Origin of the sequence: Streptomyces sp. CB01881, from assembly GCF_002953255.1 — a bacterium.
Lineage (GTDB): Bacteria > Actinomycetota > Actinomycetes > Streptomycetales > Streptomycetaceae > Kitasatospora.
On sequence record NZ_CP026498.1, the window covers coordinates 7,122,274 to 7,135,632 of the forward strand.

Here is a 13,359-nt window from a genome sequence, read left to right on the forward strand (position 1 = left end):
GGGGGTGAGGATTGCCTCTAACGGGTGATCCGGGGTTGCTGTTCCGGGAGGGCCCCTCTTTCATTACTCTCGGGTAGGTGAGCACTGGAACAGATCCCCTCGCCCCGCTGGCCCAGCTCCCCGGGGTGCCCGACGCGGTGGCCGAGGTGCGCAAGGCCGTCGACCGCCTCTACGGGCACCGGGTGATGCGCCGCCGCGCGGCCGAGGTCACCTCCGAGTCCGCACTGCGCGGCGCCCGCGCGTCGGCGGCCCTGGCCGGGGCGGACTGGCCGCTGGAGGAGGTCCGGCGCCGTAGTGACTTCAGCGCCGACCAGGAGTCGCGCACGGTCGGCGCCGCGCTGCGGATCGCCGCCGAGTCCGGCCAGCTGCTGAGCGTCTGGCGGCACTCGCCGCTCCAGGTGCTGGCGCGGCTGCACCTGCTGGCGGTCGGTGACGCCGATGTGGCCGCGGGGCGGCCCCGGCGCGCCGGTGAGGCTGCCGAGGAGCTGTTCCCGCTGGAGCTCAAGCCGGTGGAGAGCGTCGAGGCCGACCCGGCCGCGGGCACGCTGGTGCCCGCCCTGCCGCCGGCCCCCGGCGCCGAGGAGGTTGCCGCGCGGCTCGACCAGCTCTCCCGGCTGCTGGTCGCCCGCGCCGAAGGGCAGGGCGTGGGGACGCCGGCCCTGGTGGTGGCCTCGGTGGTGCACGGGGAGCTGCTCGCGCTGCGGCCGTTCGGCTCGCACAACGGCGTGATCGCACGGGCCGCGCAGCGGATCGTGCTGCTCGCGGAGGGGCTCGACCCGAAGTCGATCTGCCCGGCCGAGGTCGGTCTCGCCGAGCTCGGAACGGACGCCTACCGGCGTGCGCTGGCCGGCTACCTGGCGGGGACCGAGGAGGGCATGGCGACCTGGATCGGCCACTGCGGGCGGGCGCTGCGGCTCGGCGTGCGGGAGAGTACGGCGGTCTGCGAGGCGATGCAGCGCGGCATGGTCTGACCGGCGCCTCGGGGGCCGGGGCCCGGCCCGCTGTCGGGCGGCGGCCGGTCCCGCCGGGTCCTACCGCCGGGCCGGTCTCCCGACGCCGGGTGGGGTCGCTGCCGAACCGGGCCCGGACAGCGAGATGCGGCGGCACCTGATCCTGCCGGGTGCCGCCGCTGGTACAGGTACCGGGTGACCAAGCATGCACCGGAAGTGCCCATCAGACGGGGATCCTGCCCGTTCGTCTGGTGCGGCGGCCCGACAGCGGGTCGGCTGCATGTGGGTGCTCGGTTATCTGTACGCGGTCCGTGGGGCCTGAACTGCGTTGTCGGTTTGACCTCTTCAGGTCCTGACCGGGTCTCGCGGGCCGTGCTTCATTTGTATCGCGTTTCGGGCGAAAGGGGAACCCGAAACGAGAAGTCTTCGGCTTTTGCCCGTTTTGGCCCAAACGGTGACGGTTGCGTCCGATATGTGCGGGACGCCCTCCCGTCGGGACGGGAGGGCGTCAGAGCGGGCGGCTGCTCAGGCGGCCGGGCGGCGGCGCCGTGCCGCGTACCAGATCACCCCGGCGGTCAGCACCGCGGTGCCGATCGCCACCGCGGTCAGCACCGAGCGGCTCGGCGCGGAGAACTCCGGGAGCCGCCGCCGCAGTTCCACCGGGCGGTCGAAGACCAGCACCGGCCACTCGCGCGCCACCGCCTCCTTGCGCAGGGCGCGGTCCGGGTTGACGGCGGACGGGTGGCCCACCGCCTCCAGCAGCGGCAGGTCGGTGGACGAGTCGCTGTAGGCGTAACACTCGGCGAGGTCGTAGCCCTCGGACTCGGCCAACTCCCGGATGGCGGCGGCCTTGTTCTCGGCGTAGGCGTAGTACTCGATCTCGCCGGTGTAGCAGCCGTCCTCGATCTTCAGCCGGGTGGCGATCACGTGGTCCGCGCCGAGCAGCGCACCGATCGGCTCGACCACCTCGGAGCCGGAGCTGCTGACGATGACCACGTCGCGCCCGGCCGCATGGTGCTGCTCGATCAGCGAGGCGGCCTCGTCGTAGATGATCGGGTCGATCAGGTTGTGCAGGGTCTCGGCGACGATCTCGCGGACCTGCTGGACGTTCCAGCCCCGGGTGAGCGCGGAGAGGTACTCGCGCATCTTCTCCATCTGGTCGTGGTCCGCCCCGCCGACCAGGAAGACGAACTGGGCGTAGGCGCTGCGCAGTACGGCCCGACGGTTGATCAGGCCGCCCTGGTAGAAGGGCCGGCTGAAAGCCAGGGCGCTCGACTTGGCGATGATGGTCTTGTCGAGATCGAAGAAGGCCGCCGTCCGGGGGCCGGCCGGGCGCGGACGGGCGACCGGGGGCGTCGGCGCGACGTTCCCGGCCTGCGGGGCGGGCCCGGCGGTGGAGTCCGGGGACCTGTCGGCGTACTCGTCGGCGTTCTCGGTGGTGTCCACGGGAACCGAGGATAGAGGGCGCCGCAAAACACCCCGCCATTCGGCGTACTCGTGGGCGTGCGGGTTTGTGTTTCTGGCCGCTCGGGTACACCATGGAAGTCACGGATCGTTCGCGACCGTGCTAACCCGGTCCGGCTCCTCCCCCCCGAGTCGGGCTGTGGATAGACGACCCCCGCTCTCCCCCCCGGCGGGGGTCGTCGCACGTCCGGGGCCATTTTCAGGGCTTGAACGGCTTCTGCGGAGCCTGCTGCGCCCGGCTCGTCCCGTGTCTACAGGGGGTGTCGGGGCCCGACCCCCACCAATCCACTTTCGTCACTCTGTGTTGCCGGATGCTCAAGGCCGCACGTGGTCCGGACGAGGTCCGCAAGAGGCGTGGAAGAGCCCCCGGAGAGGTCGCGGAGAGATTCCGGAGAATCTCCGGAGAGGGGGCGGGGAGGTCCGGAGAGCGTCCTTCCGGGGCCGGGCCGAGGCCGGCCGTCTTCCCATGGCGGGCTGTGCCGGTTCTTCCCGGTGAGGCCGTTCCGTCAATTCTTTGCTCAATAGCCCCCCGCCCGGGTGAACGAAGTTATCCACAGCCCCGAGTTGTCCACAGGCATTCGGAACCAGGCTGACGGAATCCGGATCACCCCTCACCGTGATGGACGGCAGCGGTTGCCGGGCACCTCGAAATGGGCGCTCCCGGCCGGCCGCCTGCCGGACCCATCCGGACGTGTGCCCGTACCGCTTCGCGCGGACGGGCACCGCACAGGGGAGACCGCCATGTCGACACCGATCACCGGCCACGCCGCCACCCACGGACCGGAGGCCACCGGCCCGCTCGTCGTCACCGAGGACGAGGGCCTGGCCGAGCATCTGTTGCGGCTCTGCGCGGCCGCTGGCACCGAACCCCGGCTGATCCGGGGTGCCCCGCCGCCACGCGGGCTTTGGGAGGGCTCGTCGCTCGTGCTGGTCGGGGACGACCAGGCCGAGCGGTGCGCAGGGCTCCCCCGCCGCACCGGGGTCCTCCTGCTCGGGTTGGACCTGGACGACCCCGGGGTCTGGGTCAGGGCCGTCCAACTCGGCGCCGAGCACGTGCTGTTCCTGCCCGACGCCGAGGCCTGGCTGCTCGACCGGATGGCCGACGCAGCCGAGGGCGTCGGCACACCGGCGCTGACCGTCGCGGTGCTCGGCGGCCGGGGCGGGGCCGGCGCCTCCACCCTGGCCTGCGCGCTCGCGGTCACGGCCGCGCGCACCGGGCGGCGGACCATGCTCGTCGACGGTGATCCGCTGGGCGGCGGGCTCGACGTCCTGCTCGGGGGCGAGACGGCCGACGGCCTGCGCTGGCCGGACCTGGCCGGCTCGCGCGGACGGGTCAGCGGCGCCGAGCTGGCCAAGGCGCTGCCGGTGCTGAAACGGCTGACCGCGCTGTCCTGCCTGTCCTGGGACCGCGGCGACACGCTCGCCGTGCCGCCCGAGGCCATGCGTAGTGTGCTGGCCGCCGCCCGGCGGCGCGGCGGGCTGGTCGTGGTCGACGTGCCGCGCCACCTCGATCCGGCGGCCGGACAGGCGTTGGAGCAGTCCGACACGGCACTGCTGGTGGTGCCGGCCGAGTTGCGCGCGGTGGCCGCCGCCGACCGGGTCGCGGCGTCCGTCCGGATGCGGCTCGACGACGTTCGGATGGTGGTGCGCCCGTTGCGGCCGTTCGGGCTCCCGGCCCACCGGATCGCGCGGGGACTGCGGCTGAGACTCGCGGGAGAGCTGGAGGCGGAGCCGGGGCTGGCCGCCGACGTCGAGCAGGGTGTGCCGCCCGGGATCCGGGAGAACGGCCCGCTGGCCCGTTTCTGCGAAACCTTCCTGGAAGAGGTGCTGCCGCCGGTCCCGGCGGTCGGAGGAGGTATCTACTGATGGTCCGTCTGCGGAGAACAGGCAGTGCGGCCGGTGCTGGTTCCGGCGGCCGTGGCGGTGGTGTGCGGGAGCTCCGCCTGCTCAGGAGCGTTTCGGCGGCGGGCGGGCCGCCGGGGCCGGGCGCGCGTCCGGAGCCGCCACCGTACGGGCGGACGGCCCGGGAGGAGCACACGACGGCGCTGGTCGACGCCGTTCGGCTGAGGCTGGCGGAGTCCGGGGCGCCGCCGACCGCCGGGTCCGTCGCGGCGGCGCTGCGGGCCACCCGGCCGCCGCTCGGCGGCGACGAAGTCCTCGCCACCGTACGGTCGTTGCGGGCCGAGCTGGTGGGTGCGGGCCCGCTGGACCGGCTGCTGGCCGCGCCGGATGTCACGGACGTACTGGTCAACGGCCCGGACGAGGTCTGGGTCGACCGGGGCGGCGGGCTGCGGCGGGCCACCGGTGTCCGCTTCGCCGACGCCGAGGCGGTCCGGAAGCTGGCCCACCGGCTCGCCACCGCCGCCGGGCGCCGGCTGGACGACGCCAGGCCCTGGGTGGACGCCCGGCTGCCGGACGGCACCCGGCTGCATGCGGTGCTGCCGCCGATCGCCGGCGGCTGCACCCACATCTCCCTGCGGGTCTGCCGGCCCCGCCCGTTCACGCTCGACGAGTTGGTGGCCGGCGGGGCGCTGCCCGCAGCCGGTGCCGAGCTGCTGGCGGGCATCCTGCGGGCGAGGCTCTCCCTGCTGGTCAGCGGTGGGACGGGGACGGGCAAGACGACCCTCCTGGCGGCGCTGCTCGGGCTGGTCGGGCCGGACGAGCGGATCGTCGTCGTCGAGGACTCGGCCGAGCTGCACCCGGCCCACCCGCACGTGGTCCGGTTGCAGAGCCGCCCGCCCAACCAGGAGGGGCTGGGCGAGCTGACCCTGCGCGACCTCCTCCGGCAGGCCCTGCGGATGCGCCCGGACCGGCTGGTCGTCGGGGAGGTCAGGGGAGCCGAAGTCTCGGATCTGCTGGCCGCGTTGAACACGGGCCACGAAGGCGGATGCGGCACCGTGCACGCGAACACGGCGGCGGACGTGCCGGTCCGGCTGGAGGCGCTCGGGTCGCTCGCCGGGCTGGACCGGCCGGCCCTGCACAGCCAGCTCCGGGCCGCGCTCGATCTGGTGGTGCACCTGGTACGGGAGCCGGCCTCCGGACGGCGTCGCGTCGCCGAGATCCACACGCTGGCCGGCGACCGCGACGGCCTGGCCGTCACCACACCGGCGGTGACGTTCACGACGGACGGCACCGCGCTCCCAGGCGAGGGCTGGCAGCGGCTGCTCCGGCTGCTGGCGGCGCGCGGGGTGACGCTCGCGGACGGGCCGCCGTGACGGTGGCGAGGGCGGAGGTCCTGTTCGTCCTGCTGCTCTGCGGCTGTGTGGTGGGCGCCCTGGCACTGCTCGGGCCATGGCGGAGGAAGGCTGATGGGAAGGGTGGTGGGTGAGATGGCGAAGGATCAGCTGGCGCTGTGCTGGGTGGCGGTGCTCTTCGCGGTGGCGCTGGGCGGGTGGTGCGCGCTGGAGCGGGCGGCGTCGGGCGCTCGCAGGCGCACGCTCCTGCCGGCCGGTGACGGCGGCGGGGGAAACGGCGGCAGCGGGGAGGCGGGCGGGCGTTGGGGGCCGGCGGTAGCCGGCGCCGGATGGTGGCCGCTACGCCGGCCGGGCCGGCCTGCGCCGGAACTGCTGCTGGTTCCGGTGGGGTTGGCGGCGGGAGCGGCGACTGGCTCGCCTGTTCCGGTGTTGGCGGCGGCCCTGGCCTACCTTCCCCTGCGGCGCTGGCGGCGGCGCCGAAGGGCGGCGGCAGAGGCCCGGCGGCGGGCGGTGGCCATCGTCGACCTCTGTGCGGGGCTCGCAGGGGAGTTGAGGAGTGGGTCGACGCCCGAGCAGGCGCTGCATGTGGTGACGACGCGCATCGCCGCGGACCGCGAGGTCCTGCGCCGGATCGGCGAGGAGCCGGTGGCCCGGCTGGCGGCCGGCCGCTACGGCGGGGACGTCCCGCTGGCGTTCCAGTTGCTCGCGGAGCTGCCGGGCGGCAGCGGGGCGACCGCGATCGCCGCCTGCTGGCGGGTCACCGCCGACGGCGGCTCGGGCCTGGCGGCCGGGCTGGACGGGGTTGCCGAGGCGTTGCGCGGGGAGCAGGCGCTGGCCGAGGAGATCACCGCGGAGCTGGCGGCCCCGCGGACCACGATCGCCGTCCTGGCGGCGCTCCCCGTCGCGGGGCTGCTGCTCGGGGTGGCGCTCGGAGCCCGGCCGGTGGCCGTCCTGCTCCACACCCCCGCCGGGCTGGCCTGCCTGGCGGGCGGGGCGGCGCTGGAGGGGCTGGGCCTGGCGTGGACGGCGCGGATCGTCCGGGCGGCGGCGCGAGGGGCCCTGGAGGAGCCCGCGGCTGGTGAAGAGGCTGCGGCTGCCGAGATCGGGTGGCGGTGCGGCATCTCGCGGACGAAGGCGCGGCGAGCGCGGCCGAGCGGGTCGTTCCGGGCGGAGGTGATGTCGGCGTGAGGTGGGGAGCCGACGGAGCCGTCCTGGTGCCGGCACTGGCAGCGGGAGTGCTGTTTCTGCGTCGTGGGGCGGCGCGCCGGGCGAGGCACCGGCGGGCGGCTGCCTGGCTCCCGGCGGGGGAGCGGGAGCGCGATCCTCGTAGGCGGGACGGACACGGGTGGAGGGCCCACCGTCCCCCGGCGCCGTCGGCGACGCCGGCGGCGAGAGTGGCGGCGACGGCGCGGGCGGCAGTGTCCGGCGGCTTGGGGCGTGCCCAGCGCGTGGCGCTCGCGACCGCCGGAGGCCTCGGCGCGGCGGTGGCGCTGGGCGGTGGTGCCGGAGCGGCGGCTGGTGCCCTGCTGGCCGTCGTGTTGTACCGGTGGCTGCCCCGGGCGAGGTCTCCGGACGAACGACGGGCCGCCCTGGAGGAGGAGCAGCTCACCCGGCAGCTCCCGCTCACCGCGGAGCTGCTGGCGGCCTGCCTCGGTTCGGCGGCCTCGCCGGCCGTGGCGGTGGCGGCGGTCGGTCGGAGCGTCGGTGTCCCGATGGGACCACGGCTGGTGGCGATTGCGGCCGAACTGGCCCTGGGGGCACCGCCGGAGGTCTGCTGGACCAGGTTGGGCGAGGAGCATCCGACGCTGGCGCCTCTGGCCCGCTGTCTGGTCCGGACGAGCCTCAGCGGGGCCCCGGCGTCCGGGCCGCTGATCGGGTTGGCGCACGGTCGGCGGACGGCGGCCGCCCGTACGGCGCACGCCCGGGTCCGTCGGGCCGGCGTCCTCGCGACGGCGCCGTTGGGGCTCTGCTTCCTTCCGGCGTTCGTCCTGATCAGCGTCGTCCCGGTGGTCATCGGGCTCACCACCCGCTTCACGCAGGACATGTGAGCGGGCGGCGGGAACGCGCGGGGCTCCGTCTGCGGGGGCTGCCCCCGGCGGGGCGGCAGCCCCCGCGGAACGGCACATCAACCATCAATCACCCGAGGAGGGATCCATGACCGCAGTGATCACAGCCAGGCTCGGCGACCGGCGTCACGGTCGGCGCCTGTACGAGTTGTGCCGAGGCCGGGGCCGGTGGGTGGCCGGCCGGGTCCGACGGTCGGTCCGGATCAAGGACAGGTCGGATGCAGGGATGACCACGGCCGAGTACGCGGTCGGAACGCTCGGGGCCTGTGCGCTGGCGGCCGGGCTGTACAAGGTGGTGACCAGCCCGGCCATGCTCGGTGCACTGGCCGAGCTCCTGGATCGGGCGCTCCATGCGACGTGACGGTCCCTCAGCGGTCCGGCTGCAGTGGATCCGTCGGTGCTCCGGATACTTCCGCGCTCGGGGTAGGGGCCGGAGCAGGGGCGGGGTCCGTGGCCGTCGTCGAGGTGATGCGGGCTTCGTCACGGCCGAGACGGCGGTCGCCCTGCCGGCGCTGGTGCTGCTCGCCGTGATGCTGATCTGGGGCGTGCTCGCGGCGGGCGCGCAGATCCGCTGTGTGGACGCGGCACGCGTGGGCGCCAGGGCGGCCGCGCGCGGGGAGGCGGACGCCGCCGCGGCGGCCCGCGCGGCGGCCCCGCCCGGGGCGGAGGTGCGGATCGCGGTCGCGGCCGACACCGTCCGGGTCACGGTGGACGCGCCGTCGGCGGCGCCGGGCCGGTTCGGCTCGCTGCTCTCGGTGCGGCTCGGCGCGGCCGCGGTGGCGGCGCGGGAGGACAACCTGGAGGGCGGAGGAGGAGGTGGCCTGTGGCCGTCCTGACGCCGGTTGCGCGTGCAGCGGCGGCGGTACGGCGGGTGGCGCGGGCCCGCACCGCCCGGGCGGTGGCGGCAGGGCGCGGGGCCGACGCCGGGTCCGCGACGGTGTGGCTGGTCGCGTTCGCGGTCCTCGGGTGTGCGGCCTTCACGGCGGTGCTCTCGGTGGGAGCGGTGATCGGCGCGCGGCACCGGGCGGAGTCGGCCGCCGACCTGGCGGCCCTCGCGGCCGCCGACCGGCTGCTGCTGGACGTGGACGGCGGGTGCGGGCGGGCGGCCGGGATCGCCACCGCACAGGCGGCCACCGTGGTGTCCTGCACGGTGGACCGGGAGGCGGACGCCGTCGAGGTGGTGGCGGAGGTCCGGGTCGGCGGGCTGCCTGTGCGGCTGCCGGTGGGACCGGCCCGCGCACGGTCCCGTGCCGGTCCGGTCCGCGCGACGGCCGCCACGACCCCCGCCCCGGCGGGTGCCGACGCGGAGGCCGGCCTCACCGGGACGGCGGGCGGCTCATGAGTCCTCAGCGCTCCCGGCCCCGTCGGTGGCTCCCGCCGCTCCGGCCTCCCCGTGCGGGGTGTCCCCGGGCTCCGGGCCTGACCCCGGGGACACCAGCCCGGACCCCGGCCCGGACACCAGCCCCGTCCCGGGCCCGGCCTCGTCCACCACCGTCGGTGCGCCGGCGAGCAGGATGTCCAGGAGCCGGACGGCGGCCGCCTTGTCCAACGGGTCGTTGCCGTTGCCGCACTTGGGCGACTGCACGCACGAGGGGCAGCCGCGCTCGCACTCGCAGGCGGCGATCGCCTCCCGGGTGGCCGTCAGCCACTGGACGGCCCGCCGGAAACCGCGTTCGGCGAAGCCGGCTCCGCCGGGGTGGCCGTCGTAGACGAACACGGTGGGCAGCTGGGTGTCGGGGTGCAGCGGCACCGAGACGCCTCCGATGTCCCAGCGGTCGCAGGTGGCGAACAGCGGCAGCAGGCCGATGGAGGCGTGTTCGGCGGCGTGGGCGGCTCCGGGGAGCTGGTCGGGCGGGATGTCCGCGTCGAGCAGCTGATCCTCGGTGACGGACCACCAGACCGCCCGGGTGCGCAGGGTGCGGGGCGGCAGGTCGAGCTTGCTCTCGCCCATGATCTCCCCGGTGGAGATCCGCTTGCGGAGGTAGCCGACCACCTGGTTGACCACCTCCACCGAACCGAAACTGAGCCGGCCCTCGCCCCACTCGACGGAGGTGTCGGTGGAGAGCACGGAGATGGAGGTGATGTCCCGGGCGGCCGTCGTGTAGGGCGGGTCGGCCGGTTCGACCAGAGCCACGGAGGTCTCCAGGTCGAGGTCGTGGACGAGGTAGCTGCGCCCCTGGTGCAGGTGGACGGCGCCGGTGTGGACGGTGGTGTGGGCGGCGGAGGCGTCCACCGTGCCGAGCAGCCGTCCGGTCGGGGCCTCGACGATCTGGACTGGGCTGCCCCCGCTTCCGCGCAGGTCGACGGCGTCGGCGGCCCGTTCGCGGCGGGTCCAGTACCAGGCCTCGCCGCGGCGGCGGAGCAGTCCGCGGCGTTCCAGGACGGGCAGCAGCGGTCCGGCGGAGGGGCCGAACAGCTCCAGGTCGGCATCGGTGAGCGGCAGTTCTGCGGCGGCCGCGCACAGGTGGGGGGCGAGGACGTGAGGGTTGTCGGGGTCGAGCACGGTGGCCTCGACGGGGGTGGCGAACAGGGCCTCCGGGTGGTGCACCAGGTAGGTGTCCAGCGGGTCGTCGCGAGCGATCAGGACGGCGAGCGAGCCCTGGGCCTCGCGTCCGGCCCGTCCGGCCTGCTGCCACAGCGAGGCCCGGGTACCGGGGTAGCCGGCCATCAGGACGGCGTCGAGGCCGGAGACGTCGACGCCGAGTTCGAGGGCGGAGGTGGAGGCGAGGCCGAGGAGCCGGCCGGTGTGCAGGTCGCGTTCGAGGGCCCGGCGTTCGTCGGCGAGGTATCCGCCGCGGTAGGCGGCCACCCGGTCGGCGAGCGGTCGGCCGAGCTGGTCCTGGGTCTGCAGCGCGACGAGCTCGGCGGCGCGGCGTGAGCGGACGAACACGACGGTGCGGGTCTGCCGTTCGACCAGGTCGGTCAGCAGGTGGGCGGCCTCGGCCGTGGCCGTCCGGCGGACGGGTGCGCCGTGCTCGCCGACGTTCTCGGTGAGCGGCGGCTCCCAGAGGCCGAAGACCATCGGGCCGCGCGGTGAGGCGTCCTCGGTGACCGCCTCGGCCGGCACCCCGGTGAGCCGGTGGGCGGTGGCGGCCGGTTCGGCGGTGGTGGCCGAGGCGAGCAGGAAGGTGGGTGAGGAGCCGTACCGGGCGCAGATCCGGCGCAGCCGCCGCAGCACCTGGGCGACGTGCGAGCCGAACACGCCCCGGTAGCTGTGGCACTCGTCCACCACCACGTAGCGCAGGGTCTTGAGGAAGGAGGACCACCGGGCATGGGCGGGCAGGATGCCGCGGTGCAGCATGTCCGGGTTGGTGAGCACGTACGAGGCGTACTGGCGGACCCACTCGCGCTCCTCGGGCGGAGTGTCGCCGTCGTAGAGGGCGGCCCGGACCCTGGGCGGGGCGAGTTCGGCGGCACGCCGGCGCTGGTCGGCGGCGAGCGCCTTGGTCGGGGCCAGGTACAGCGCGGTGGCGCCGCGGCCGTTGCGGGCCTCGGTGCCGTCCAGCAGGTCGCTGAGCACCGGGGCCAGGTAGCCGAGCGACTTGCCCGAGGCGGTGCCTGTGGCGATCACCACAGAATGGCCGCTTTTGGCCAGGTTCATCGCTTCTGCCTGGTGGGCCCAGGGCTGTTCCACACCGAGGTCCCGGGCGGCGGACGCGATCTCGGGCCGGATCGAGTCGGGCCACGGTGAATAACGGGCGGGTCGGGCGGGAAGGTGCTCCGTATGGGTGAGCCGGTCCGACCGCCCCCGGGTGGCGGACAGGGTCGTGAGCAGTGCCTCGGGCAGGCTGTGACGGGGCGGCATGAGGACCCAGTGTGTCACCGGCGTGACGGAGAATCGTTGTAAGCCATCGTGCGGGCATGGCCGCAGGTGGTTGAATGTGGCCGTGACGGCCGTACGGCCGGGGGTCGCAGCGCTGAGGCTTGCCACGCGTTCGCTGGGCGTGCCCGGGGCTCGCGACCATGCGGTGGCGGCCGTCCGGCCGAAGATCGCAATGACGTAGCAAGGCAAGGTGCTGGAGGTTCCGTGGACCTGTCCCTGTCGACCCGTACAGTCGGCGATCGCACGGTCGTCGAGGTTGGCGGCGAGATCGATGTGTACACCGCCCCGAAGCTGCGTGAGCAGTTGGTCGAGCTCGTCAACGACGGCAACTACCACCTCGTCGTCGACATGGAGGGCGTGGACTTCCTCGACTCGACCGGTCTGGGCGTGCTGGTGGGCGGTCTGAAGCGAGTGCGGGCCCACGAGGGCTCGCTGCGCCTGGTGTGCAACCAGGAGCGCATCCTGAAGATCTTCCGCATCACCGGCCTGACCAAGGTCTTCCCGATCCACACCTCGGTGGACGACGCGGTCAACTCGACCGACTGACGCGGCCGGGCCGGTCCCTGTGCCGGCCCGCCCGATCCATGCGTCCGGTGCGCCGGGGCCCTGAGCGGCCCCGGCGGCCCGGGACGCCTCAGGGCCGGTGAAGACCGGCCCGCAGGGGCCGCATGCCCGGCCCCGGTCGGACACCCCGAGGGGGAGAAGATGGCAACCGTCGAACTTCGATTCAGTGCGCTTCCCGAGCACGTGCGTACGGCCCGGCTGGTCGCCGCGGCGGTCGCGAGACGAGCCGGGGTCGACGAGTCGGTGCTCGACGAGGTGCGCCTCGCCGTGGGCGAGGCGTGTTCCCGTGCCGTGGGCCTGCACCAGCGCGGTGGCATCACCGGCGCGGTCCGGGTCGCGCTCACGGACCAGGAGAAGCGTTTCCTCATCGAGGTCGAGGACGAGGCGGGCCCCGCCACCGTCCCGGCCCCGGGCGCGGCCGAAGGAGAGGACCCGGGCGAGGACACCCTGGGCCTCGCGGTCATCACCGGTCTGGTCGAGGATCTGGAGGTCACCAGCGGAGCCGAAGGCGGCCTGATCCGGATGAGCTGGCCGGTCTCGGTCGACGCGGTGGCGGTCTGAGGCGGTTCCGCCCCGCGGCACTGCCTTCCTCAGTCCCTCGGCCCTCCGGCCCCTCAGCCTCTCCGGTCTCTCAGCCCCTCCGGCGCCGGGCCACGGCCGCGCGCTACGTTCCTCCGCCGCGTCGGGCCGCGATGCTCCGTGTCGGCGCCGGGTGTACCGGGGCTCCCGGACGTCCGCTTCGCGGGCATGCTTTGACAAATTGTTGAATCTGGCGGTTCGCTGCTCTCGGCACGACCGGGTCCGATCGGTGATCGGACCTGTCGTAGAAGAGGGAACCCATGCGGATACGCGTTCTGTGGCCGGCCGGTCAGGCGACCGCCACGTTGGCGACCACGCCCACCTCCGAGGCGCTCTGGGCCGTACTGCCGGTCAGTTCGTCGGCGAACACCTGGGGTGAGGAGGTCTACTTCGACACCCCGGTCAGCGTGCCGAGGGAGCACGACGCCCGGCAGGTCGTCGAGCCCGGCACGGTGGCGTTCTGGACGGACGGCGACAGCCTCGCGCTCCCGTACGGCCCGACGCCGATCTCGCGGGACGGGGAGTGCCGGCTGGCCGGCCCGTGCAACGTCCTCGGCGTGCTGGACGGGGACGCCCAGGTGCTGCGCACTGTACGGCCGGGCGACCCGATCAGGGTCGAGCGGGCCTGAAGCGCACCTGAAGGGCATCTGAAGAGGGCCCGGGCCGGGGCGGGGGCGGGGACGGGCGGGAACCGGGGGCGGGTCGGCGGCCGTGTAGGT

13 protein-coding genes are annotated in these 13,359 nt (G+C 74.8%); 11 read left to right on the forward strand and 2 right to left on the reverse strand.

The features are described from left to right. The first annotated feature begins 77 nt into the window (after nucleotides 1-77). Entirely contained in the window at nucleotides 78-971 is an 894-nt protein-coding gene (locus tag C2142_RS21000; RefSeq protein WP_148644082.1) for an oxidoreductase, read from the forward strand. Between the two features lie 504 nt (nucleotides 972-1,475). Here the strand turns inward: C2142_RS21000 and C2142_RS21005 are convergent. Continuing rightward, on the reverse strand, nucleotides 1,476-2,396 hold the full coding sequence (locus tag C2142_RS21005) for an HAD-IB family hydrolase (protein WP_148644083.1): 921 nt from the start codon (nucleotides 2,394-2,396) through the stop codon (nucleotides 1,476-1,478). A gap of 759 nt (nucleotides 2,397-3,155) precedes the next feature. Between C2142_RS21005 and ssd the strand changes: the two genes are divergently transcribed. The 7 genes from ssd (at nucleotide 3,156) to C2142_RS21040 (ending at nucleotide 9,016) form a co-directional block, all read left to right on the forward strand. Beyond that, nucleotides 3,156-4,280, forward strand: a complete 1,125-nt coding sequence (gene ssd / locus C2142_RS21010; RefSeq protein ID WP_148644084.1) for a septum site-determining protein Ssd — start codon at nucleotides 3,156-3,158, stop codon at nucleotides 4,278-4,280. Between the two features lie 179 nt (nucleotides 4,281-4,459). Then, a complete protein-coding gene (locus tag C2142_RS21015) occupies nucleotides 4,460-5,629 on the forward strand; it encodes a TadA family conjugal transfer-associated ATPase (protein WP_241003241.1) in 1,170 nt (389 codons plus the stop codon). A gap of 489 nt (nucleotides 5,630-6,118) precedes the next feature. Continuing rightward, entirely contained in the window at nucleotides 6,119-6,796 is a 678-nt protein-coding gene (locus C2142_RS21020; RefSeq protein WP_162002514.1) for a type II secretion system F family protein, read from the forward strand. Nucleotides 6,797-7,056: 260 nt separating this feature from the next. After that, nucleotides 7,057-7,656, forward strand: coding sequence for a type II secretion system F family protein (locus C2142_RS21025; RefSeq protein WP_162002515.1), 600 nt, complete (start codon nucleotides 7,057-7,059; stop codon nucleotides 7,654-7,656). Nucleotides 7,657-7,762: 106 nt separating this feature from the next. Next, complete coding sequence (locus C2142_RS40135) at nucleotides 7,763-8,035, forward strand: DUF4244 domain-containing protein (RefSeq protein WP_148644088.1); 273 nt, start codon at nucleotides 7,763-7,765, stop codon at nucleotides 8,033-8,035. Between the two features lie 154 nt (nucleotides 8,036-8,189). Further along, nucleotides 8,190-8,510: a TadE family type IV pilus minor pilin gene (locus C2142_RS21035; protein WP_346766388.1), complete on the forward strand. Its 321-nt coding sequence runs from the start codon at nucleotides 8,190-8,192 to the stop codon at nucleotides 8,508-8,510. Beyond that, a complete protein-coding gene (locus C2142_RS21040) occupies nucleotides 8,498-9,016 on the forward strand; it encodes an Rv3654c family TadE-like protein (protein ID WP_241002702.1) in 519 nt (172 codons plus the stop codon). The genes C2142_RS21035 and C2142_RS21040 overlap by 13 nt, the downstream gene beginning before the upstream one ends. Here the strand turns inward: C2142_RS21040 and C2142_RS21045 are convergent. Then, nucleotides 9,011-11,479 (reverse strand): DEAD/DEAH box helicase, encoded by a 2,469-nt coding sequence (locus tag C2142_RS21045; protein ID WP_148644089.1) that lies wholly within the window; start codon nucleotides 11,477-11,479, stop codon nucleotides 9,011-9,013. The two genes, C2142_RS21040 and C2142_RS21045, sit on opposite strands and share 6 nt — an antisense overlap. A gap of 222 nt (nucleotides 11,480-11,701) precedes the next feature. Here C2142_RS21045 and bldG point away from each other — a divergent pair, with 222 nt between their 5' ends. From bldG to C2142_RS21060, 3 genes are all read left to right on the forward strand, one after another. Continuing rightward, nucleotides 11,702-12,043: an anti-sigma factor antagonist BldG gene (bldG, locus tag C2142_RS21050; protein WP_148644090.1), complete on the forward strand. Its 342-nt coding sequence runs from the start codon at nucleotides 11,702-11,704 to the stop codon at nucleotides 12,041-12,043. 159 nt (nucleotides 12,044-12,202) lie between these two features. Continuing rightward, nucleotides 12,203-12,622, forward strand: coding sequence for an ATP-binding protein (locus C2142_RS21055; protein WP_148644091.1), 420 nt, complete (start codon nucleotides 12,203-12,205; stop codon nucleotides 12,620-12,622). A gap of 278 nt (nucleotides 12,623-12,900) precedes the next feature. Beyond that, on the forward strand, nucleotides 12,901-13,269 hold the full coding sequence (locus C2142_RS21060; RefSeq protein ID WP_148644092.1) for a cyclophilin-like fold protein: 369 nt from the start codon (nucleotides 12,901-12,903) through the stop codon (nucleotides 13,267-13,269). The last annotated feature ends 90 nt before the right edge of the window (nucleotides 13,270-13,359 follow it).